Genomic DNA, 22,615 nt, shown 5'->3' with positions numbered 1-22,615 from the left:
GGCCGTTCAGCCGGTGTAGTCGATGTGTGTCCGGATGGCAGGCTGCAGCGCGTGGGCACGTGTAACGGGGAATGAGTACACGGGGCAGCGTCGAACCGGCGTGCTGGCAGGAACTGGTGATCTGTCAGTCACTGCACGGCGGTCCCTGCTTCTGGCTCGACTCGCCCATCCGGTACGCCCCGCACGCGACCGCGACGACTGGTCCGTGCTTTGTCTGCCGCAGCAGCACCAACGTCTTGTCTCGCGGTGGCTGATTGGTGCCCTCGTCGTACGATACGTATCCCGTTGCCCCGGCGAAGGTGATCCCGGTCTTGAGCGCCGTGATCATGGCGTCCGGGTTGACGCCGCCCTGGTCGGACAGGGCCATGTCGGCGGCCCTTGACAGCACGCGGAACGCGTCGTACGCCACCGCGGCGTCCGAATTGTCGCGCCACGGATCATTCTTGGGCCCACCGGGCACGAACTGGTTGTATGCGGTGGCGAACTGCTTGGTGTTGGGGTCGGCGAGGTGATCGTCGGCGGGTATCCGGAACCCGGTGTAGTACAGCCGCAGCCAGTCCTTGTCGTTGAGGGCGCCGGTGAGCGCTACGTTGGCCAGCTCGTCCTGGCCGAGCACGGTCAGGTCCTTGTTCGTACAAGTCCCTATGCCGTCCAAGGCATTGACGAAGGCTGTGAAGTCTCGGGTCCGCGCCGACCAGTACACGATGGACGGTCCGTTCGTGCGGAGTTCCTCGCACACCGTTTCGGCGAGGCTGCGCGCGTCCTTGAACTGCGGAGTGCCGGCGGGCGTGGCGCCGAAGTCGCCGGCCTGCGAGAAGTCGATCAGTTGCTGCGTCCCGCGGAAATTCTGGCGGAACTTCTGCGCGAGGCTCCGGCTGTTCAGGTCCGCCGAATTCTCGATCACCACCGCGTTCCCGGCCGGTTCACAGCCGCCGGAGGCGCGCGCCACCACGGGCGAGCCCTCCGCGAAGTCCGCCCCAATCCGTGCCTGGGTGCTATTGAGGGGGGCGATAGGCCAGTACATTCCGTTCACCAGCATCTCGTCGGCGGTGGTGGTGGTGCCGATCACCGGTAACCCCGCCGCTTCGAGGATGTCCAGGGCGTCCCGGGTCGAGTCCCTGCTCTGGGCGAAGCCGAGAACGCCGATGACTCTCTCGTAGTCCCTGGCCGGATGCCTGTTCTGAACCTCGTCGACCAGCTTGCGGGCCTCCCTCTTCGCATTCACGAAGCCCTCACCGGTGGGCCGCACCTCGACCCGCAGCGGTACGCGCTGGTCGTCGAATTTCGCGTATCCGTTCAGCTTCTCCTGCCACATCGCGATGCCGCGCAGATCCGAGATCGTCCCGTCGAACAGGGTCTCCGTATCGGAGGTTGGCGCGCTGGAGATGAAGGCGACGATGGTGCGGACCGTGCGGCCCTTACTGGCGAATTCTTCAGAGCGCTTGTTCTGTTCCCGGATCTTCGCGAGTGTCTCCTCGTACCACTGCTTGGGGCGGAGGGTGACGGGCTGGGCATACGGGGCGCCGGCGACCGGTGTGTCGCCGCCGACGCAGTCGTCAGAGGCAGGCGAGGGTGAGAGTTCGAAGGCAGCCATGCCGAGCAGTACGGCGAGCACAAAGACGCCGCTTGTCACGCCCGTGGCGACGGCGCGCCAGCTGAACCTGAACTTCCTGGGAGAGCTCTGCCGGATGAGGATCCCCTCCCGGCCGAAGGGTTCTTCGCCCAGCCTCACCAGGACCAGGCCCCGCGCCGACTGGTGGAGCAGCTCTCCCGCCTGCCGGAGGGTGCTCTCCTGCGGCTCGTCCAGGTCCCGCACCAGCTGCTGCGACGGCCGTCCGACCGCGATGACGAGCGGGCCGGGCTCCCCCGCGGTGGTGGCGCGCTCCTGGTGGCAGGCGTGCAGGAACCGCTCCGCGGCCTGTGCTCCCGGGATTCCCTGGCGGGGGAGAGGGACCAGGAGGACCGGCCGGGCGGTCCTGCGGCGGCGCTGTGGCAACCGACCGCCGAGCCGGGGTTTCGCCAGGTCCTCAAGCAGGGCGCGGGTCAGGAGCTGGTCGAGAGCGAGCAGCGACTCCTGGTGCCGGTCGTGCTCAGAGGGCAGAAGAAGGCGGGGCATCTGCCGGTCGGCCACCTCGTCCATCACCGCGAACACGGTTTCGGAGCCGCCGGTGGTGCCCAGAACGCTGCCCAGCCAGCCACGGCGTCCGCGGCGCGAGAAGCGGCCAGAGCGTACCAGCAGGCGGATCTTGCGCCGTTCCCAGCACCAGCGCGGAAAGGTCCGGGTGATGCCGTGCCAGACGGAGCCGAGCAGCCAGCCGCGCAGTCCATCGGCCGGGGGTGCGGCGCTGCCGCCCAGCGCCCACAGGAAAACCTGCAGCCGTCCCTCACGCCGCTGTCCGCGGTGCAGGCGCAGCTGCTCGTGAGCGTGGTCGCGCAGGACGTGCGCGCCGGGCGCGCTGCGGTCCCCGGCGTGCTGCCGCATGTAGGAGACGGAGTCCCACAGAGGCCAGAAGCCCGGAAGGCGATCTGGTGTCATGTTCTTGGGCAGGCCAAGGGCGAGCCCCCGGGCGGCGGTACCGCTGAGCAGGTCGCTGTCGTCCACGGCAGTGACGAGGGTGTAGGGGACCAGCTTCCGGTCCCCGCCGCCCCTGAGGGATTCCTCCAGCGCGCCGAGCACCCGCCGGACCCGGCCGTCGTACTCGGTGTCGTCGCCCTGGACGTCCAGGATGATCAGCGGCGGGGTGTGCGCCAGCGACTCCCGCTCGGCGGGTACCACGGCTTGCCGGAACTCCCGGACGAAATCGTCGGCTCCCTCGTCGTCCGGGAACCCGCCCGGCGCAGTGTGACGTACGGTCACGGAAATCCCCTCAAGGCTCCCTCGGAAGGAAGGTCGGGTCGCCCCGCCTGTGCTGGAGTTGAGGAGACTACTAAGGGTGGTGAGGTGTTCACGGAGCTTCGATGAAAGTTCTTCGACTCCTTCGAAGCTGCCACATTCCGCTCGACTGGCGCTGACATTGTTGAAGGCTCGGGTACAGACCTGAGCGGAACTGGTGAAGTTGGTTGCGTCGGGGCAGGCGTCCTTGGGGAGGGACGTCATGCCGAACATCCTCCGAGTCGCGCTGACCGACGAGCAACGCCGGGGCCTGCACGCGCTGCTGACCCGCCGCGGTCTCACCCAGTACACGCGGCAGCGCGCCGAGTGCGTCCGGCTCCTCGGCCAGGGCCGGTCCGTTGCTGAGGTCGCGGGCGTGCTGGAGTGCCATCCGGTCACGGTCCGAGCTGCTGTCCACCGCTTCGAGGAGGGTGGGATCGCGGGGCTGCCGGATGCCCCACGGCCGGGCAGGCCGGCGCGGCTGCTGGGAACGGAGGGCCGAGCCGCGCTGGGCGAGCAGCCTCTGGACGACTCCGCCCAGGTCCGAGCAGATGTCTCTGCGGGATGAACATCGCCTCCGGGCCCACCTCAGCCTTGCGGCGGATCTCCTTGCACCGGTCTTTCACGTAGAGCCGGACCATGCGGTATGGGATGTCATGGGCCTGGTGCCCCTCGACCAGCCGGTCGAAGATCCGCTGAGCGGTGTGCCGCTGCTTGGGCGGCGCGTCCAGATCTACCTTCAGCATGGAGTCGATCAGCGTCTTGTACGGATCGAGCCGTGATTCCTTGCACCGCGGTTTCTTCCGCGGCTCCGCCCACTTCCCGTCCAGGGCTCGCCGGACCGTCCGCCACATGACGTTATGGACTTGCTGCAACGACCGCATCGACATCCCCAGCAGATGATCGTTGCGGACTGCCGTGTACAGCTCGACCTCCGGCTGCGAGTTACCCATCAGGCCCCCAGCGGCAGAAGCACACCCCACAGTCCCACCGCAAGTCCCCCGCCTGACGTCAAAACAACCCGACATCGCAATGTCGGACAGAAAGCGACACCCGCACTCATCGCGAAACGACTCCCCAACTGACGTTCGCAGCCAGCAGAGCAGCCCGGCCGTCAGAGTCGACAACCGCCGCTACGTCTTTCGCATCTACAGTGATTGCGTGCTGTAGCGGCGTGAACACCGCACCTGGGGGTCTGTTATGGCCGAGCTCGACGTGACGGTGGGGTACCGGATCGCCAAGGGGCGCCGTCGTCGGGGCTGGACACAGCGGGACTTGGGGCTGGCGATCGGCCGGTCCGAGTCGTGGGTCTCCCAGGTGGAGCGAGGCGTGCTGCCGTTGGACAGCATGGCCACCGCGGAGACGATCGCCCGCGCGCTGGGCCAAAAGGTGGCGTATGTCCTGGCGTTTGACGTGCGCTGGCCGGAAGCGGCGGGGGCGCGCGTCCAGCCGGTGGAAGAGTGGATCTCTGTGGAGCGACGCCAGTTCGTGGTGGGAGCGATGACCGGTCCGCTCGCTGCGCTGGCCCCGGCGGTGGAGAGCGGGCGTATCGAGCACGCTGTCCGTACGGCGTCGGTGGACGCGGCGACAGTGGAACAGCTGGACGCGGTGGCTGCCGCCTACCGGTACGCGTACCGGCAGGTGCCCGCCGCGTCGCTGCTGTCGGCCGCACAAGCCCAGTGCCAGCTGCTCCTCTCCCTGCGCCCCGCTCAGCTACGAGATCCGCAACGGTGTCTTGTGCTGCTTCAGTTGGGGCAGATGGCGGCGCTCGCCTCGGTACTGTGCTTTCTCGACCTGGGAAACCGGGACGAGGGCAACGCGTATCTCGACGCGGCGCAACACGTCGCGCGGTCGCTGGGGGAGCCGGAGCTGTCGGCGTTGCTGTGGGCGGGCCGGGCGTTTCATCTGGCGTACGCGGGCGATCCCGCGGGCGGCCTGGACTGCGCGCTCGCGGCAGCGGACCGTGCGGAGGGCGCCTCGGTGCGGATGCGCGCGTGGTCCTTGGCGGTGGCCTCGGAGATGTACGCGCTGGACGGCGACGAACGCTCTTGTCGGGGCACGTTGGATGAGGCGCGCAGGTGTCTCGACGGTCCTGTTGACGATGAACGGTGGGGCGGGATCGGCTGGTTCGACCTCGCGAAGATCGATGCGTACGAGGGCGGAGACCTGGTCCGGCTCGGCCGTCACGAGCAAGCGCTTCCGCTGCTGGACGCGGCGCTGGAGGGGCTGGAGGCGACGATGCGGCGGCACCGCGCCACGGCGTATGTGGACCGCGCCGACGCGTACGCCGGCGCCGGGGACGTGGAAGCCGCGGTCGCGGACGCGCACCGGTCGTTGGACCTGTTGGAGGAAGTCCACCACGATCAGACGCTCCGGCGCATCAGCGCTCTGCACCGGCGCTTGCGCGGGGTTCGCGGCCCGGCCGTACGGGCTCTCGCCGAGCATCTGATCGACGTCCGTTCCACTTTGAGGAGCCGCACATGCCCCACCCCCGCCGCCAGGGCCTGATCCTCGACTTCGGCGGAGTGCTGACCACCTCCGTCCCCGCGTGCGCCCGCGCGTTCTCCGTGCGAGAGGGCTTGCCGCCCGACGCCTTCCTGACGGCGATCTCCACGGACCCGTTGGGCCGGGAGCTGTACGCGGACCTGGAGCGCGGCGCGATCACCCAGGTCGAATGGAACGAGCGCACCGGCGCCCTGCTGGGGATCGACGGGAGCGATCTCCTCGGCCGTGTCCTGAGCGATCTGCACCCTGAACCTTCGATGATCGACGCCGCGCAGGCTGCCCGGCGCGCGGGGGTGAAGGTGGGCATCCTCTCCAACAGCCTCGGGGAGGGGCCCTGTGACCCGTACGCGGGCTACGACCTCCCCACCCGGTATGACGCCGTGCTGCTCTCCGGTGACTATCGGATGCGCAAACCCGATCCACAGATCTACGCGGTCATGCTGGAGCTGATGGGCCTCCCGCCCGAGGCGTGCGTGTTCGTGGACGACTCCGCCCACAACCTGCCGCCCGCCCAGAATCTCGGCATGGACGTCATCCTCGACCGCGACCCGGCCGCCGCGATCGCGCAGGTCGAAGACCTCTTCGGCCTCGCGCTGGCCGGATAGGTCCAGACCGGCCCGCAGCCCCGCTGCGGGCTCGCAGGACCGCTGCGATCCAGAACCGGGGTCCGCGCGCTTTACTCCTGTCAACCGTCCGGGAGCCGGAGTCACGTACGGCTCTCCTGGGGCTCCCGGGCGGCCCGCGGACACGGCGGGCCTCTCTCTTCCCGCTGGTGGCCGACCGCTTCACGCACGTCACCGAAGCGACGAGGAGGACCATGGACACTGGCCGACTACTCACCCCTTCGTCGGCGCGGGCGGGGTGGGAGCAGCTCGGAACGGTCGTGCTGGACGATGCGCTGGAGCAAGACCGGTTCGAGGCGCTGGTCGCCGAGGCGCACGGCAGGCTCGACCTGGTGACGCCGCATGTGCGCGAGGAGACGAGCGCGCACCGCGACGGCTCGTTCGCCGCCCCCTTCCACTGCGGCTTCCTCCCGGCCGGCCCGGTGCTGGAGCAGCTCGCCTTCGACAAAGCGCTGTGGGGGAAGCTGCGGGAGGCCACCGGCATCTCCCGGCTCACGCCGCGCGGCGGGGCGGTGGTCGTCTACCGCGCCGGGGACTTCCAGGGCTTGCACCTCGACAGCGTCCGGGCCAGCGTCACCGTGGGCATCGCGCTCACGGAGGGGCTTGCGCCCATGGGCTGGGCGCCGCACCTGCGCCAGGCGCTCCCGGACGCGCTGGCCGAGGTCGTCGCCGAACGCGGGTTGTTCCCCAAGGGGGAGGGGTTCACGACGCTGTCCCATCCGTACGGCGCCGGCAGCGTGCGGGCGTTCGCCGGGTACGACGTGCCGCACTGGCGGCCGCGGTTCACCGGCGAACTGGGGCTGCTGGCCACGTTCTCGTACATGGACCTGTGAGGCCCGGTGCTGCGCCAGGCGTGGATCGCCGAAGGACGGGTCGAGGTGCCGCAGTACGCGGTCGGGGCGGCGCTGTGGGAGGAGGTCGCCGAGGAGGCCGCGCGGTGCGAGGCGCTCGCGGTCGTGCGGCACAATCAGCGCCCCGGGCTCCTGGTGATGCGGGACGGGTCGATCACCTCGCCCCAACGGTGCAGGGTCCACCCGGGCGGCCCGGCCCTGAACGCGCTGGCCCGCTCGAAGGTGCTGGCCGAGGTGGCGGGCGAGGCCACGGGGCGGGCTCGGATGACTCCCATCCGCTTCGGCCTGAAGTACTACCGGGCCGGTGACTACATGCACGTTCACCGCGACGACGGGAAGTGCGACATCACCTTCTCGTGCGCCCTCACCCCGGCCCTGGGCCCGATGGGGTGGCTGCCGCGGCTGCGCTACCTGCCCAGCCGACAGGTCGCCGACCGGCTCGCGGGCTCGCCCTACCCACTCGACGGCGCGTGCTTCGCGGTCCGCCACCGGGCCTTCACCGGATTCGACGGCCGCCGAATCCCCCACTGGCGTACCCCGGTCGACTCCGCGTCACCCGAGGTACTGATCACCATCTGCTTCGCCGACCTGTCGGTATAGCAGCCCCTTCACACCCCGGAGGAACGATGCAACCAACCGCCCCCGCCGCCACCCCGCCGACCTTCGACCCGGCCGACTTCGTCACCGACCTGCACGCGGCGGGCGACATGCCGCAGAACGCGGGCGGCGACCCGGCCGTCCCCGACTCCGCCTTCCCCGACACCCACCTCTACCCCCAGCCCCCTGCCTGACCAGAACCGTCCGCCGTGCCCGGCCGCTGCCCCCCAGCCGGGGCTCCAGCGGCCGGTCCGGTCCGCCTCCTGGGAGGTGCCGTGCGCAAGACGTTCTTCGACGGTACGCACCGCACCCGCCACCCCGAGCAGACGTGGGAACTGATCCGCCCCCTGCTGACCGCCTTCGGCATCACCCGGGTCGCCGACGTCACCGGCCTCGACGACCTCGGCATCCCGGTGACGATGGCCGTCCGCCCGCTCGCGCGGACCCTGTCGGTCGCCCAGGGCAAAGGCGCGACCCTGGCCGCGGCCCGGGTCTCCGGGCGATGGAAGGGATCGAGGTGTGGCACGCCGAACGCGCCGTACCCGCCTCTCACGTACGCTCCCCAGCCCGGGAACTGGACCTGCCCTATCCGGTGACCGCGCTGGAGACCCACCCCGGCAGCTTGTTCACCGACCGGACGGAACTGGAGTGGATCACCGCTCGCTCCGCCCTCGACAACATGCCCGTACCCGTGCCGGCCGCATCGGTACTCCTCGGCCGCCAGATGCACAACACGTGGCGGCTCCACCTGCCCAGCGCCTCGACCAACGGCCTCGCCTCAGGCAACACCCGCGCCGAAGCCCTCACGCACGGCCTGTGCGAGGTGATCGAACGCGACGTGCTCAGCGACCTCGACGGCTCCGGACAGCCCGCCGCGAACCAGCTCATCGACGCCAACAGCGTGGACGACCCGCACTGTGCCGACCTGATCGAACGCCTCACCGCCGCCGGGGCCTGGTTCGAACTGCGACACCTGCCCAACTGCTACCGCGTGCCCGTGATGACCTGCTACCTGTGGCGCGAGGACCAAGGCCCGCTCCTCGTGTCCGGCTCGGGCGCGCACCTTGCCCCGCAGGTCGCCCTGTCGCGGGCGATCACCGAAGCGGCTCAGACGCGGCTGACCCAGATCACCGGCAGCCGCGAGGAGCTCCCCGCGGCCGCCTACCGCTCCGGCACCCGGCGCCGGCCCGCTGCCCCGGACCAGGCCCCGGTGAGCTGGCCGCACATTGCCGCCGGGTACACCACGGCCTTCGCCACCGCCGAGGAGGACGCCGCCCACCTCGCCACCGCCATCACGTCCCGCTCCGGGACCGCTCCGCTGCTGGTGGACCTGGCCCACGGCCCGTACGCCCGGGCGGAGTTCGCCGTCGTCAAAGTCCTGGCCCCGCACCTGCGCTACCGCGCCCGCCACACCGTTCCCCGGCCCCAGGCGGTGAGCACGTGAGCATCCACGTCTTCACCGGCCCCACCGTGGCCGCCGAGCGCGTGCGTGACCTGCTGCCCGGCGCCGTCTGTCATCCGCCGGTCCAACACGGCGACCTCCTGCGGCTGGCCGCCGTGCCCGGCGACACCGTCGTGATCATCGACGGGTTGTGGCACCAGTCCGCCCCCGTACGGCACAAGGAAATCCTCGCCTTGCTGGACACCGGCGTCCGGGTCCTCGGCACCGCCAGCATGGGCGCACTACGGGCGGCCGAACTCGCCCCCTACGGCATGATCGGCATCGGTCGCATCTACGAGGGCTTCCGCACCGGCATCCTGGACGCGGACGACGAAGTCGCCGTCCTGCACACACCCGGTGGCCGGGCACTGACCGAGGCCCTGGTCAACCTCCGCACTGCCATACGCCGCGCCACAGCCGCAGGCCGGATCACCGGCGCGCAAGCACGGGCCCTTCACACTCTGGCCCGCCAACTCCCCTACACCCAGCGGACATGGGCCGCGCTCGGTCACGCCGCCCGTACCGCCCGGCTGACCCGCGCCTTCGAGGAGATCAACACCTGGCAGCAGTCCCACCCGTACGACCTGAAACGCGAAGACGCCGAACACGCCCTGCGCCACATCGCCGCGAACCCCCTGCTCCTCCCCGACACCACCGCGAGGCGCGACGAAGGATGGTGCACCAGCTACGTCAGCTACTGGACTGCGACCTACCAGCCCGACTCCGCTTCCGGCCTTCCCTTCCTCCCCCTTCTCCAGCACCAACAGCTCTACGACCCCACCTTCCCCGCACGTTGGCGACAGCGCGTCCTGACCGCCATCGCCAACCGTGAGGCGGGCGACCCGGAGACGGCGGCTCTGCGCGCCGCCGCGCGGCACGGCGTAGACGCCGACGCCCTCTCCGCAGAGCAGCTCGCGTTCTGGCTCACCGCCGACGAAGTCCGCTCGCTGCCCGCCGCGGAAGTGCTGCTGCGGGTCATGGTGCGCTCGGCCCGCCTCGACGGAGCCTGGAGCGTCTGGCCGTCCACCCGAGCCGAAGCCGGGACCCTGCTCGACGCCACCTTGCCGACCCCAGAGGACGTTGCCGCCGCCTACCGCCTCAACACGGCAATCGCGGCCGGCGGCCCCCAGCGCACGATCGAGCACCTGCGCGCCGAGCGGATCGGCCGACACCTCCTCGGCCGCTGGCACCTGCCCCTCGACGCCGACCGAGCGGCCCGCGACGCCGCCGCCCGGGACCGCGCGTTTCGCGACTTCTCGGGTTCCGTCGAGGTCGCACGGGCCTTCTACCTCGGCGCCCGCTCCGCCGAAGCCAGAACCTCGGCCTCCTCCGCCGTACCGTCCGTGAGGGAGAGCCCCCGTACCTGAGCCAGCACCAGCGGGGCCGCAGCCATTGCGGTGATCACGACGGCCCCCGCTGCGAGCGTCGCCCGCACGCCGAACGCGTGGGAGACCGGCCCCGCGATGAGGTAGGCCACCGGCACCGGGAGAAGCTGCCCCAGCGACGAGTACGCCATCGTCCGGCTCATCAACTCCACCGGAATACGCTCCTGCACCAGACTGGACCAGGTGGTCATGCTGACCGCCAGCCCCATGCCCGCCACGACGGTGGCCGACGCGAGTACGGGCACCGGAGCCTTCACCGCCATCGCGGCCAGCGGAACGGCCAGCGAGCCCATCCCCGCACACACCACCCAACCGACCAGCCCCGGCTTCCACAACAGGACGATGGCGGACCCGCCCACCAGACCGGCCGTAAACCCGGCGACGACCACCCCCCACGGCCCCGCCCCTCCCAGGAACCGCAGCCCGAACACCGGCCCCAGCAGCTGGTACCCCACCAGCCACACCGGCACGACGAAAGCGCCCTGGAGCACCATCACCCACAGCCAGCGCCGCGACCAGAAGTCCCGCCAGCCCTCCCGCAGATCCGCCGTGAAGCCCGACCGCACACTCACTCGGCCGCCCCCCAGCCCGATCCGCGCGCAGAGCACCGCCGCGGCGGCGAACGTCAGCGCATCCCAGCCGATCGCCCACCCCGGCCCCACCGCGGCCACCAGCCCGCCGCCCAACGCCGGACCGCTCACCTTCACCACGTTCTGGCCGATCTTCAACAACGCGTTCGCGGCATGCCGCACCGGACCCGGCACGACCTCCACCACGACCCCGCCGGCCGCCGGAGTGAAGAACGCCGACGCCGCCCCGCACACCGCCGACATCACCACCAGATGCCACAACTGCGCCGAGCCGAACCACAACAACAGCGCGGCCAGCCCCTCGGCGACCGCGCACACGACGTTGGACCACACCATCACCCGCGCCCGCGACCACCGATCGGCAACCACCCCACCGACCAGCAGGAGCAGAACCTGCGGCACCGTCCCAGCCGCGAGCACCAACCCCAGCCCACCGGCCCCACCGCCGATATCCAGCACCGCGAACGCCAACCCGATCGGCGCCACCGCCGACCCTGTCCACGACAACAGCCGCGCCGCGAAATGGGACCGGAAGGAACGGACCCGCAACGGAGCACCAGCGTCACGCACACGCTCTGACCAGGAAAGACGGGCCGGTCCAGGACTGGGAGTCATAGGCAACCTGTTCAGCGGACCGGTCCTCTCTCAACGCCTGGCGCAGACGCTCCGGCAAGCCGAAGCGCCCCATCCTCCACCAAGCGCAGACCCGCCGCTCCCTACTCCCAACTAACCGCGCCAAACGAACGCCGACACACACTTCCGCGTCGTATCCCGCCCAGATGCGACCGTCTGGGCCTCAGCGGTCCTCCGCGACGAAGCAAGCTCGTTCGTAGAGCTCATCGAAGGTGATGACTTCGACGTCCTGGATAGATCGCCTGTAGTGAAGGGTGGCCTGACCCTCCACGCCAAGGCCCAGAACGACCTTCTGCGCTACATCGAGGAACGCCTGGTTCCACAGCACCAGGTCATCTACAGCACCCACTCCCCGTTCAAGATCCAGCCCTCGAAACTGGATCGCTGCACGGTCGAAGATGTCGACAACGACGGGCGCTGCTCAACTCGCACGGTAGACCGCTCGGTCGCATCAGCAGGTCAGGGCAGTAGCCCGCCGATGGCATGAGCGAGCGCCTCGCCACTCTGTTGGACCACACTTCCTACAACGAGGGCAGGCAGTGCCTGCGCAATTCCTCGTAGGGTGCCCAATCGTTCGGCAGGTTCGGAAAGGGAATTGTCGACGCTGGTCGCCATTGCCCGTAGGGCGTCTGCATGTTCCAGCTGTGGCTCGTTCCGCTCCAGGTCCAGGCGGAATGCGGCCAGCAGCTCGCGTACAGAGTCGACGTCAGCGGCACCCTCCACCGTCGCATGCTGGCGCACGTGAGAGATGTTCTGACCGACGACGTTCTGAAGCGGGCCAATGTTGTTGCCGCCGATGCTGATGCCCGCTCCGTGACCCGGCTCGGGTTCCTGGCGCCGTCGTCCGATGGCCATCATTTGCCTCCCTGGCTGTTCTGGCTGTTCTGGCTGTTCTGGCTGTTCTGGCTGTTCTGGCTGGTGGAGCTCTGCCCGATGTTGCTGTTGCCGTTCCCTACGACGTTCTGGACGGGTGCGTTGTTGTCGCCGTAGATCTGGATGTTGTTGGTGACCGCGGCCACCTGCTGCTCATAGGCGGTCGTGTCGATCCCCCGCTCCTGCAAGTAAGTGGCAACGGTGCGGAAGACGCGGGTCTCCATGAGAACGACATGGCGTTTGGCGTCGTCGCTCTGGTGCATGTCGGTGACCTCCTCCGTCGAATACCGGTCGCGGAGACTCACCGGATCCTCTTCCTCGGTGCGGCCTGGGATACCTTCCCCTCGTGCGATCTGGGTCACCAGGCGCCAGAGGGTCACCGGGCCCACGGCGGCGTCAAGAAGGGACTGCACGGCCAGCCACCCCACCAGGTGCAGCCCGCTCCGGGCGAGAGGATTCGTCGTCCCTCGCAGTTCGTTGTAGAGCGGGGTATTCACATGCGGCCGCACAGTGAGACGCAACTCGCCTGCCTCAAGGGCGGCATGGACGAACACGCTGACCACGACCTGTCCGCCCCAAGTGATGCACTGTGCGCGCAGGTAGAGCCGGGTCGGCTCACTGGACGGCGACTTGCGTCCCCGGCCGCTCAGGTCAGGTGCTTCCGGATCGGCCTCGCGCGTGCGCTGAAGCCAGAGGTGGGACGGTAGGCCCAGGACGCGCTCCATGGAGAATCCGGGAAGCGGGTCGGTGATCTCCCGAACGCCACGGCCCAGTTCATCGAGGGCCTTGCCCACGCGCCGGAGGAGTTCGGCTTCCCCGAAGGACTTGACCGGCTCATCCGGGTCCTTGGGCTTGAGCGGGATATTGATATGGGCGGCACCCCAGTGATCACGCCCAGCACCGACAAAGTGCTGTGCGGTGTCGTAGGGGAGCAGTCTGTCCTCCTGGCTCTTCCCGATCGTGTCCATCTTGCCTCTGCCCTTGACCCCCACCCAGGGCAGCGCGTTCCGGGAGACCTGCGTGCGGTTCAGCACAGAGAGCGCCCCTCTCGCCACAAGGCGGTCTACGACGTAGATCACCGCCATACCCGCGAGGTAGCCGAGGGGCACGACGACCAAGTCCAGCCGCACGGACAGCAGGGCAATCCATGACGATTCGAACGGCACCACAGCCAATGCCCACGGGATAAGCAGCGGAACGTAAGACAGGTACGGACGACGCGACAGGCGGGTCACTTTCGATTTGCGCTGCGCACGGAATGCCGCCCACCTCATGGCAAAAGCCATGATGACGCATGCCATCCACAAGGCCGTCGCCCACGGTGACAGGTAAGCAGCCACACCGAGGAGCAGCACGAACAGCGCTCGCCGCAGTCGGCGGCGGCGACGGGCACGAAGGCTGTGCACCACTACCGGGACAAGGTCGAACCCATAGGAAGGCACAGGCACCGGAGGACCGTTGAAAATGTGATCGATGATCCACTGCGCCGTCGCCTCGCCGAGCGGTGGGCAGTCGTCGCTGCCGTCAAGGTAGATAGGTCTCCGGGTGCTGCGACGCGGCTTGCCCACGGCGGACTTCTTGCCGCGCACCTTGCGCCACCATGCCTTCAGAGCCCGCACACGATCCGGCCGCGCGTAGACCGATTGGCACAGAAACTTCGTCACTTCCGTGGTGGTCGGATCGACCTCCGCCGGCCTCGGCGTGTCCACCAGAGGCTGGGCGCGTTGCACCGGCACCCCAGGGAACCCGATGGTCGCCCAGCTGTCGGTCTTCTTCTGCCGGGCTTTGGTCCCCCAGGCGACACCCACACTGCTCCCCCGTTCATCGGTACGGCGGGCATCTTCACGAATAACAGCAGGAACCGCCAGATCGCAAAATCGACATCCCGCACAGCGCTCCAGCGATCAGCAGTTTGGCGCGATCTCGGCTACGGCGACCACCCAGAGGCTTAACTGCCGGGGCATTCCGCCCAAGCCATCCGCTCCCACGACTGGAACTTGCTGTTAGCGAGTGGCGCAAAACGCCTGCTTTGACAGCAGCCGGCTGCTCCAGGACTCGAGCTTCGGAGCGAGGTCAACGTCCTCTGCGCAGCGGCACAGCTCTCGCGGCATGGAGCCGCTATGGCCCCTCTAAGCGCTGCCCCACCCACGTCTACCAGCTTCATACCGGGCACGGCTCCCTCCCCACCCACGAACGACAGTCACCACGAGGGCCCGGATTTTTTCCGTAAGCCTGTAATAGCGACAAGAGAGTTCGGGACCGCGAAGTCAGTCTCCGACCCCCGCTTCCCGAAAACGCGGGAAATTTTACCGACGGCTCGTCACGTCACTCCGTACCTACAGGTCAAAGCCTCACCCACCCCGCCCTCACCAAGCGCCTTCTAAGCGCTTGGCCGCAGGTTCGAGTCCTGCCGGGGGCGCAACCACCCCCTCACCTGGGAAAATACCGGTGAGGGTGTGTGAGCCCCGTAAGCACATCGCTTATAGGCCAAGCGCCTCGCCTGTCTACGATCGCGGGCGCGCCGCGACCCCGTGACGGACGACACACCCATCCGGTACGACCTCACGACCGTCCGGTACGACCTCACGCCCGTCCTGGCTACGTCGTGGCCGTGCCGCCGCTGCGGGCCCTTAGGCCGCGGAACAACTCCGAGAACACGATCCGCGCCTACGGCCACGGCCACGCCGCCCGGCGAGCCACCCGCTTCCCGCTCGACGAGCGGAACGGCTACCGTCTGCGCGGTTGTCCCCCGAAGTGCGCGAATTCCTCCGCTTCCCATCGGACACCGACAGTGCGCGCCTTCTCGCCCGGCTCCGGCCCAGCGCCGAGGGTGCGCAGCACGATCGCGGGAGCGGCGCCGGGGAGCTCGCCGCTGGTGTACCCGATGGATTCAGATGCGCGGCGACGGCGACCTCATGGGACAGCCCGAGGCCAAGGGGTCGCTCCTGGCCGAGGGTCCTGCCCGTGCCGGTACCGCGCTGTCTACGCCGCCTCAGTCAGTTCGGGCCCCAATTACCCTTCGTTGAAGACTTCTTCGGGCCGCTCTCGGAAGCGGGGCGAGGCTCTTCGCCGCCATCCCGGTCAGCCGAAGCGGAATCGCCCTCCGCCGAGTGCGGACCCCAAGTGCCCTGCGTAGCGGCCATTCCCTCGCTGCCCGCGGAGTCCTCGCTCGACTCCTCATCGCCGTCCCGAGCGGCCGCCGCGGCTTCGTCCTCCGCCGCATGCGGAACCCACCCGCCCTGCGGTGAAGCCGTCTTCGAATCACCCACAGCAGGCTCATCCTGCGCCGAGTGCGGAGTCCACCCACCCTGCGTAGAGGCTGCTCCCTAGCCACCTGCCGTGGATGTCTTCGGCTCTTCCGGATCAGACATGCCTGTTCCTTTCGCCTCCTGCACGGCGTGGCCCGCAGCAGCGCCGGCCTCCCGAGCCTTCCTGTCCAGGACGCCACACCACGATGCGGACGGAGAGCTGAAACCCGCCGTTCGGGTGACCGGGCCACCGAGAGCACGGCCGAGAACCTGCGGATCATCTACCGCAATAGCACCTACGCCTGACCGGCCGGAGATCGTCGCGCAGCCGGGCGGGGGCGGGCCTCGTCTCCTCCCGCCTCACGCCCCCGGCGCCAGGTCGTTGACCCAAGCCTGCGCGGCCGAGAGATCGGGGGCGGTACCGACTGGGACGTAGGCGAAACCGTCCCATTCCTCCAGGCTCCGCGGCGCCCCGGGGTTCAGATGGCTTCCGCCGCCGGTCAGCGGCCGGTGGCGACGCCGCACGTCCATGGGAGCTTGCCGACGCCGTTCATACGGGGCGAGTGGCGAGTGCGCGTCTGTGAGTGGGATGGCACGGGACGGCTGGTTCGGGGGCCCGGGGCGGGAATGCCTGCCCATCACGCCTCGCGGTACGCGGTCACCAGCTGCGTGCCGGCGGTCCGCGGCCCAACCTCGCCGGGCAGTATGTCGACGCTGATCCGCGTGAAGCCGGATTCGCTCAGCGCCTTGGTCCACACATGTTCCTGAAGCACCCAGCGTCGCATCGTGGTCGCTTCCCCGTTCGGTGTCTTGGCCGAGATATCGGCGTGCTGAACGTTGGGCTGGGCAGCTTCGCCGTTGAGGTAGCGGGCGAGGGTGGAGAACACCAGCCGCCCACCGGGCCGCAGCGCGGCGGAGGCCGCCGGCAACAACTCGCGCGGCTCGGTGAAGTCGACCGCGCCGAAGACGCTGTACAGCACGTCGTACACGTCCGCCGCCGCGCGCAGGTGACTGACCACATCGGCCTGCTCGATGCGAAGGCGCGGCGCGAGGTGCTGGTACAGGTCTGTGGCCATCGCGCACTGGGCGGGTGAGGCGTCAACGGCGACAATCCGGGCGGGCCGGTAGTGGACGGCCAGGTGGGCAGCGTGTCGGGCGCTCCCTGCACCGAGGTCGCCAAGGCACAGACCCGTCAGATCACCGAGAACGCTCGGGCCGGGCCCGCTGCTCTGATCCCAGCTCCAGCGGAATGTGTCGGGTACAGCCCGGTCGGTGGTGTGGCGGACGCGTCCGTAGTGATGCCAGAGATCTGCGGTGAGAGCTGTCACCCGCCCCATCCTGGCGGGGCCGGCGAGGCGGCGAGCCGATTCGGAGCAGTCTCACCCAGGCGTGCCCGTGGGCCCGGCCGTCGGTCGGGCCCCGACCTGTGTACCGGAGGTTCTGGGGCGGTGTCAGACCCTCGTGCCAAGCTCGGCGCATGGGATTCTTCGACGATCTTGTGCTTCCCGAGGAACCGGCCGTCGAGCGGCCGGTGGTGATTCAGCTGGGACCGCCAGGCGAGGAGGACGAGCGATACGCACCGCCCGTCGATCGGTTTGCACCCGCACTGTTACCGCAGCTTGAGGTGGTTGGCACCAGTCCGGATACCCGGGTGCTGGTGACGGGGTGGTCTCTGTGGCCGCAGTCGGCCACGTTGCATCTGGCGGTCTTCCGAAAGGCTCTCCGGGAGAGCGTAGCCACCCGGCGGCAGTCCGGGCTCCGGGTGGGTCTGCTGTTCTCCGACGGCCGTCGGGTGACCTCCCTGGACGACACAGCGATACGGCAGGTGCGGTACGTCATGAGGTCGACGACGCAAGCGATCGGGCTGATCCCGTTGGATTCCGGCTTGCACCAGCCCCGCCGGTCTCTGTTCAAGACCGACGTCGACCTGTATCTGGCAGAGCTCCCACCGCCTGGCGAGGCGCAGTTGGTCATCGAGTGGCCGGACGAGGGGATAGCCGAGACGCGTACCCCGATCGATGTGTCGGCGCTCCGTAGCGCGTCAGGGCGGGCGCTGGAGGTCTGGCCGGGACTGGAGCCGCCAGATTCTTCGGGGCAGCCGGATACTTTCGTGTACATGGAGGCCAGCGGTCCGCCGGCGTTCCTGGCACCTCCCCTGACCCAGCGCCAGGTCGATGAGCGGCAACGTGAGGAGGAGGCCAGGCAGCGCTACGTGCCGCGGGCCGACTGGGGGCAGATGGGCTCCCGGGACTGGGGGGACACGGCTCTGGTCCGAGCCCGACTCGACGGAGGCGCACATCCCGGGGGCGCCGTCGGGTGGGCCGGCGCCACCCCGCTGCATCTGGCAGCGGAGCAGGGGGCGGCGGAGGCGGCGGCCGCGCTCCTTTCGCACAGCGGGGAGGTCGACGCACGCGACGACGACGGGTACACGCCGCTGTGGTTCGCGGCCCGATGTGTGGACGAGGCGAGCGTCCGTGTGCTGATCGACGCCGGGGCCGATGTGTGGACGCCACAGGAAGGGCCCTGGTCACCGGGGCGGTTGCTGCTGACCACGCCGCTCGCGCCGCTCGTCGCGGGCCTGCCGGGGGCGGTAGGTCTTCCCGCCCAGGATGTCGCCGCCTTCCGGTCCGCGGACGCGCTCATCGCGGCCTTCAGCGGGGAGGAGCTGCGGACCGAAGGGCTCGGCATCACCTTCGTGCGGGGCCTGTCTGAGGACGAGCTGATCCGGCGGCTCGGCGCCGACCCCGCGCAGTGCCCGAAAACAGACTTCGAGCACGCGCCCGACGGTGAGATGGACTACGAGGACTCCCTCCGCCATGTCGGCGTGACGAGTGTGCCCGGGGATCCCGGCGGCTGCGTGATCACACAGGAGGGGTATCTGCCCCGCCATGACGCCCTACTGCGGGCGGTGTCGACGGCGACCACTGCCTACGGGGTGTACTTCAACCCCAAGGGCGGGACGTTCGGCACGTTGGCCCGCGACGGCGAAGTCGTCATGAGCGAAGAGATCGGCCTCCCGCCGGAGGAGTCGGACCCGAGCGCCTACTGGCATTTTCGATTCTGGCAGGACCGACCCGGGCTTCCCTACGGTGCCAACGTCTTTGCCTACTCCTGTGCGGCTGCCGGCCTGAGCATCAGCGACGGCATGCAGGCAGTGGATCTCCGTACTCCGCGCCGACGGGTGGCACTGCCTCCGCGGCTTCAGGGCTGACTGTGCGACGACGGCGGGAAAGGGCCCCAGCCCGAAGGTCGTCGCAGAAACGGTGGGCAAGCCCTCGCCCTGCCCCCTCTCCGCCACCCGTCTGCCCCCGTCCCGGGGCGCCCCGTCAGCAGATGGGCGGTTTGCCGGTGATGTTCCGCGTGGCGGGTACCAAGGAGGGGACGAAGGAGAGGAGTTCCCACCATGGCGCAAGCCACCCAACGCGAGACCGTCCGCGAGCTGCTCGACGAGCACGGGCGTACGTACGCACACGAAGCGGGCATCCGGCTCCGGAACACTCCGCAGCCGCTCTACCGGCTGCTCGTGCTCTCCGTGCTGCTCAGCGCCCGTATCCGCCACAGCATCGCCATCGACACCGCTCGGGCGCTCCACGAAGCGGGGCTGCGCGACCCCCGGCGGATGGCCGAGGCGAGCTGGCAGGAGCGGGTGGACGCCCTGGGGCGCGGCGGTTATCGGCGTTATGACGAGAGCACCGCGACGCAGCTCGGGGACGGCGCCGAGATGCTGAGGGACGAGTACAAGGGGGACCTGCGCCGGATGCGGGACGCCGCGGACGGCGACCTCCCCGAGTTGCGCCGGCTGCTGCGCAAGGTGCCGGGTCTCGGGCCCGTCGGCGCGGACATCTTTCTGCGCGAGGCCCAGGGCGTCTGGCCCGAAGTCGCGCCCTACCTGGACGCCAAGGCCCTACAGGGCGCACGCCGCCTCAGGCTGCCGGACGGCGCGAAGGCCCTCGCGCGGCTGGTGGGCGACGGCGACCCGGCCGTCTTCGCCGCCGCGCTGGTGCGCGTAGCCCTGGAGAAGTGACCTCGCGGCGGGAGCCCGCCAGGGGCACGGGGAGCCCGCCAGGGGCACGGGGAGCCCGCCGGAGGCACGGAGAATCCGCCGGGGTCGCGGCGGGGCGGATTCGCCGCGGTTGCGGGGCAGCCACCGAAGAGGCGGGGCAACCGCCCTGGATGCCGGGCAGGCGGCCGACGGCAATGCCGGGCACGCGGCCGCCGAGATCACGGAGCCGCCGCCGGAGATCCGGGCAGCCGCCGAGGACGAGGTGCGGCGATGATGCATGGCCGCGCCGAAGGCGGGTACGCGGGTGGCTTCCCGTCCTGGGCGGCGGACGTCCAGGACCGCTGCCCGATCCCCTACGCGATGACAGGATTTCCCATGAACACGCCCATGGACCTTCCCTCCGGCAACGGCCTCTCCCCCGCCCAGCAGGCGCTGAACGCCCTCTCCGAGAACACCCAGGACACGGCGGCGCTGGACACGCTGGCCGGGAGCGACGTACTGATCCCCGTTCCCGATGAGCTGAGCGACGCGCAGGAGCCCGATTCCGGGGACGTGGTGCTGCCGATCATGGAGCAGCCGGGCGGGGCGCAGTTGGTGCCCGTATTCACCTCGGAGCTGCGCATGGCCGAGCTGCTGCCGTCCATCTCCCGCTACCGGATGGTGCCGCTCGGCACCCTCGCCTCGCAGTGGCCCGCCGAAGAGCTGTCGCTGGCCATCGACGCGAGTTCGCCCGGCGGTCTGACCCTCGACGCCCAGGGCGTACGGACGCTGCTGGCCCGCCCGCACGGCTGAACCCGCGCACACGGTCGGGCGCGGCGGGAGCCCGTACGGCCGAGCGACGACGTGGCGGGGCCGGGGCGAGACCCCGGCCCCGTCTCGCGTTCCGTTACCGGTCGGGCCCGGCGGCCGTCTCCGGGGCCGGTCGGGCGCGGCTCGGGGTGAGGAGGGCCAGGAGCCGTGCCATGGCTCCCGGTCGGCGTGCGGCCGGGACGGGCGCTTCCCGTTCAGACCCGTGTACGGGGCCCCCTTCGGGCTCCGCCTCCGCCTCCGCCTCCGAAACGGTCTCAGACTCGGAAGCGGTCTCAGAAGGGGAAGAACTCGGCAGAGGGGGAGGAGGGATAGGAGGGGTGGAAAGAGGGGTGGAAGCAGGGCGGTGGGCCAGGTAGGACTGGGCGCGCAGATAGCCGTCCAGTCCGTGCCCGGGATCGGTGGGCATGGTGCCTCTTCTGCTCTCGTACCTGTCGAACCGAGGGGCAGGCGGCTTCCCCGCCCGGACGGGCGGGACCGCGGCCCCCTCAGCAGCGCAGGACGACGCAGCGGACGTGGGCGGCGGCGATGACGGCCCGGTCGGGGCGGCGGGCCACGCCAGATCGCCGTGGCACGGACGCACGGCCGCACCGGCATCCCGGGCGCGGCTCAGCCCGGCGGCCGGCCCGGCCGGGGCACGCGGCACGCCGCTGCCCGTCCGCGCACGCGGCGCTCTCGTCGGCGGACCGCTCGTCCTCCACCACCGCGGCGGCGGACTGCGCCGGGCCGGTGGCGGCGCGCGCCGCCATGGGCTCCGCGCCGCACAGCGCGAGCAGTGCGGCGATCAGCGCGGCGGCGGCAGCCCGCGTGGCGGATCGCCACACAGGTCCACCGCACCCAGTCATGCACCAAGGGTAGTCACTTGATTACTCTTGGCGCGCCCCTTCGAATGGGGGAGAACACCCACGATGAGGCCCGCCAGGGCGGCGACGACCCCCACGGCGGCCACGGCGGGCCAGCCGCCGCTCCCCCACGCCAGCGAGCCCGCCAGCGAGCCGATGGCGATGCCCAGGAAGCGGAGGGTGAAGTAGATGGTGTTGAGGCGGTTGTGGGCAGCCTTGTCCAGAGTGAACAGCGTGGTCTGGCAGACGACCTGACTGCCCCACACGCCGATGTCGAGGACGACGACCCCGGCGATCAGCCAGCTCAGGTGCGTACCGCCGGGCAGCAGCAGCACCCAGCCCGCGATGACGGTGGCGATGAGGGCCGCAAGTCCCAGGCGCGCTCCCATGCGGTCGGCGAGCCGGCCGGCGGCCGGTGAGGCGAGCGCGCTGGCGGCGGCGACCAGGCCGAAGAGGCCGACCTCCGTGGAGCCGTAGTGGTAGTCCTGTTCGAGCAGGAAGGTCAGGGCGGTCCAGAACGCGCCGAACGCGATCCCCACCAGCCCCCCGGAGATGGTGACCCGCCGGATCAGCTGGTTGGACGCGAACAGCCGGGGCAGCGACGCCAATGTCGTGCGGTAGCGGGCGGTGCCGATGGCCGGGGCGGCCGGCAGGACGCGCCAGAGCACGCAGGTGAGCAGCAGGGTCAGCGCGCACGAGCACCAGTAGACGGCGCGCCACCCGGCCAGTTCGGCGAACGATCCGGAGTACGCACGCGACGCCAGCACGCCGATCAGCAGCCCGCCCTGGATGGTGCCCACGACCCGGCCCCGCCGCTGGTCGCCGGCGAGGGCGACGGCCAGCGGCGCCACCAGTTGCGGAATCGGGGAGAGCAGGCCGACCGCGAAACTCGCGATGATCAGCCACCACGCCGTGGGCGCCACGGCGGACGCGGCCAGGGCGATGGTGGATGCGGCGCCGAGGCCGAGGATCAGGCGGCGCCGGTCGTGGCTGTCGCCGGCCGGGACCATCAGCAGGATTCCGGCGGCGTAGCCGAACTGGGTGGCCGTGGGGACGGCCCCGAGCGCTTCGGGGCTCACGTGCAGGTCCGCCGCGGCCGCCCCCAGCAACGGCTGGTTGAGGTAGACGTTGGCGGCGGTGACCGCGCTGGTGACGGCCAGCAGCACGGTGAGCGGGCGGGTCAGTCGGCCGGGGGACTCGGCCAGGTCGGGCAGGTCGGGCAGGTCAGCCGTGCCCGTCGCGTCCGTCGTGCCCCTCTTGTCAGCCATGACGGGTCACCCGCCCGTATGCGGTGGATCCGTAGGCGCAAGGCACGGGGGACACGGGGCATGGGGAAGGCGCGGCA

At 70.1% G+C, this 22,615-nt stretch carries 21 protein-coding genes; 12 read left to right on the top strand and 9 right to left on the bottom strand.

Annotated features, from left to right (window positions below):
- Positions 1 to 124 precede the first annotated feature (124 nt).
- A complete protein-coding gene (locus tag AC07AB_RS18625) occupies positions 125 to 2,857 on the bottom strand; it encodes a type 1 periplasmic-binding domain-containing protein (RefSeq protein WP_478567715.1) in 2,733 nt (910 codons plus the stop codon).
- Positions 2,858 to 3,095: 238 nt separating this feature from the next.
- Between AC07AB_RS18625 and AC07AB_RS18620 the strand changes: the two genes are divergently transcribed.
- The 9 genes from AC07AB_RS18620 to AC07AB_RS18580 all read left to right on the top strand — a co-directional run bounded on the left by AC07AB_RS18620 (position 3,096) and on the right by AC07AB_RS18580 (position 10,256).
- Complete coding sequence (locus AC07AB_RS18620) at positions 3,096 to 3,440, top strand: helix-turn-helix domain-containing protein (RefSeq protein ID WP_478567713.1); 345 nt, start codon at positions 3,096 to 3,098, stop codon at positions 3,438 to 3,440.
- A 632-nt stretch (positions 3,441 to 4,072) separates the two neighbouring features.
- On the top strand, positions 4,073 to 5,380 hold the full coding sequence (locus AC07AB_RS18615; RefSeq protein ID WP_478567710.1) for a helix-turn-helix domain-containing protein: 1,308 nt from the start codon (positions 4,073 to 4,075) through the stop codon (positions 5,378 to 5,380).
- The gene (locus AC07AB_RS18610; RefSeq protein WP_478567707.1) at positions 5,353 to 5,982 is read left to right on the top strand and encodes an HAD family hydrolase; all 630 of its coding nucleotides are present in this window, start codon (positions 5,353 to 5,355) and stop codon (positions 5,980 to 5,982) included. Before AC07AB_RS18615 ends, AC07AB_RS18610 begins: the two co-directional genes overlap by 28 nt.
- 212 nt (positions 5,983 to 6,194) lie before the next feature.
- Positions 6,195 to 6,833: a hypothetical protein gene (locus tag AC07AB_RS18605; RefSeq protein ID WP_478567704.1), complete on the top strand. Its 639-nt coding sequence runs from the start codon at positions 6,195 to 6,197 to the stop codon at positions 6,831 to 6,833.
- 6 nt (positions 6,834 to 6,839) lie between these two features.
- Positions 6,840 to 7,451, top strand: a complete 612-nt coding sequence (locus AC07AB_RS18600) for a hypothetical protein (RefSeq protein WP_478567701.1) — start codon at positions 6,840 to 6,842, stop codon at positions 7,449 to 7,451.
- A gap of 26 nt (positions 7,452 to 7,477) precedes the next feature.
- Positions 7,478 to 7,642, top strand: a complete 165-nt coding sequence (locus AC07AB_RS18595) for a hypothetical protein (RefSeq protein WP_478567698.1) — start codon at positions 7,478 to 7,480, stop codon at positions 7,640 to 7,642.
- Between the two features lie 81 nt (positions 7,643 to 7,723).
- The gene (locus AC07AB_RS18590; protein ID WP_478567695.1) at positions 7,724 to 8,044 is read left to right on the top strand and encodes a hypothetical protein; all 321 of its coding nucleotides are present in this window, start codon (positions 7,724 to 7,726) and stop codon (positions 8,042 to 8,044) included.
- The gene (locus AC07AB_RS18585) at positions 7,951 to 8,892 is read left to right on the top strand and encodes a YcaO-like family protein (RefSeq protein WP_478567692.1); all 942 of its coding nucleotides are present in this window, start codon (positions 7,951 to 7,953) and stop codon (positions 8,890 to 8,892) included. Before AC07AB_RS18590 ends, AC07AB_RS18585 begins: the two co-directional genes overlap by 94 nt.
- Positions 8,889 to 10,256 (top strand): TfuA-like protein, encoded by a 1,368-nt coding sequence (locus AC07AB_RS18580; RefSeq protein WP_478567689.1) that lies wholly within the window; start codon positions 8,889 to 8,891, stop codon positions 10,254 to 10,256. The genes AC07AB_RS18585 and AC07AB_RS18580 overlap by 4 nt, the downstream gene beginning before the upstream one ends.
- Here the strand turns inward: AC07AB_RS18580 and AC07AB_RS18575 are convergent.
- The 6 genes from AC07AB_RS18575 to AC07AB_RS18550 form a co-directional block, all read right to left on the bottom strand.
- Positions 10,175 to 11,479, bottom strand: a complete 1,305-nt coding sequence (locus tag AC07AB_RS18575) for an MFS transporter (RefSeq protein WP_478567686.1) — start codon at positions 11,477 to 11,479, stop codon at positions 10,175 to 10,177. The two genes, AC07AB_RS18580 and AC07AB_RS18575, sit on opposite strands and share 82 nt — an antisense overlap.
- A 181-nt stretch (positions 11,480 to 11,660) precedes the next feature.
- Positions 11,661 to 11,825: a hypothetical protein gene (locus AC07AB_RS18570; protein ID WP_478567683.1), complete on the bottom strand. Its 165-nt coding sequence runs from the start codon at positions 11,823 to 11,825 to the stop codon at positions 11,661 to 11,663.
- A gap of 131 nt (positions 11,826 to 11,956) precedes the next feature.
- A complete protein-coding gene (locus AC07AB_RS18565; RefSeq protein ID WP_478567680.1) occupies positions 11,957 to 12,352 on the bottom strand; it encodes a hypothetical protein in 396 nt (131 codons plus the stop codon).
- The gene (locus AC07AB_RS18560) at positions 12,352 to 14,178 is read right to left on the bottom strand and encodes a hypothetical protein (protein WP_478567677.1); all 1,827 of its coding nucleotides are present in this window, start codon (positions 14,176 to 14,178) and stop codon (positions 12,352 to 12,354) included. Before AC07AB_RS18560 ends, AC07AB_RS18565 begins: the two co-directional genes overlap by 1 nt.
- 1,800 nt (positions 14,179 to 15,978) lie before the next feature.
- Positions 15,979 to 16,257 (bottom strand): DUF6087 family protein, encoded by a 279-nt coding sequence (locus AC07AB_RS18555; RefSeq protein ID WP_478567674.1) that lies wholly within the window; start codon positions 16,255 to 16,257, stop codon positions 15,979 to 15,981.
- A complete protein-coding gene (locus AC07AB_RS18550) occupies positions 16,257 to 16,955 on the bottom strand; it encodes a class I SAM-dependent methyltransferase (RefSeq protein WP_478567671.1) in 699 nt (232 codons plus the stop codon). Before AC07AB_RS18550 ends, AC07AB_RS18555 begins: the two co-directional genes overlap by 1 nt.
- A 500-nt stretch (positions 16,956 to 17,455) precedes the next feature.
- On the opposite strand from AC07AB_RS18550, the gene AC07AB_RS18545 reads away from it, so the two are divergent.
- From AC07AB_RS18545 to AC07AB_RS18535, 3 genes are all read left to right on the top strand, one after another.
- A complete protein-coding gene (locus tag AC07AB_RS18545; RefSeq protein ID WP_478567668.1) occupies positions 17,456 to 18,829 on the top strand; it encodes an ankyrin repeat domain-containing protein in 1,374 nt (457 codons plus the stop codon).
- Positions 18,830 to 19,021: 192 nt separating this feature from the next.
- Positions 19,022 to 19,642 carry an HhH-GDP family DNA glycosylase gene (locus AC07AB_RS18540; protein WP_478567665.1) on the top strand — a complete coding sequence of 207 codons (621 nt, stop codon included), beginning with the start codon at positions 19,022 to 19,024 and terminating at the stop codon, positions 19,640 to 19,642.
- A gap of 354 nt (positions 19,643 to 19,996) precedes the next feature.
- Positions 19,997 to 20,413 carry an SseB family protein gene (locus AC07AB_RS18535; RefSeq protein ID WP_478567885.1) on the top strand — a complete coding sequence of 139 codons (417 nt, stop codon included), beginning with the start codon at positions 19,997 to 19,999 and terminating at the stop codon, positions 20,411 to 20,413.
- A 503-nt stretch (positions 20,414 to 20,916) separates the two neighbouring features.
- On the opposite strand, the gene AC07AB_RS18530 is transcribed toward AC07AB_RS18535, so the two are convergent.
- Together AC07AB_RS18530 and AC07AB_RS18525 are read right to left on the bottom strand one after the other, a co-directional pair.
- Positions 20,917 to 21,252 carry a hypothetical protein gene (locus tag AC07AB_RS18530; RefSeq protein WP_478567662.1) on the bottom strand — a complete coding sequence of 112 codons (336 nt, stop codon included), beginning with the start codon at positions 21,250 to 21,252 and terminating at the stop codon, positions 20,917 to 20,919.
- Positions 21,253 to 21,269: 17 nt separating this feature from the next.
- Positions 21,270 to 22,538, bottom strand: a complete 1,269-nt coding sequence (locus tag AC07AB_RS18525; RefSeq protein WP_478567659.1) for an MFS transporter — start codon at positions 22,536 to 22,538, stop codon at positions 21,270 to 21,272.
- Positions 22,539 to 22,615: the final 77 nt, after the last annotated feature.

Source organism: Streptomyces sp. NPDC044033, assembly GCF_056434425.1.
The sequence above is the reverse complement of the archived record's forward strand: the minus strand, read 5'-3'. Positions and strand labels throughout refer to the sequence as shown.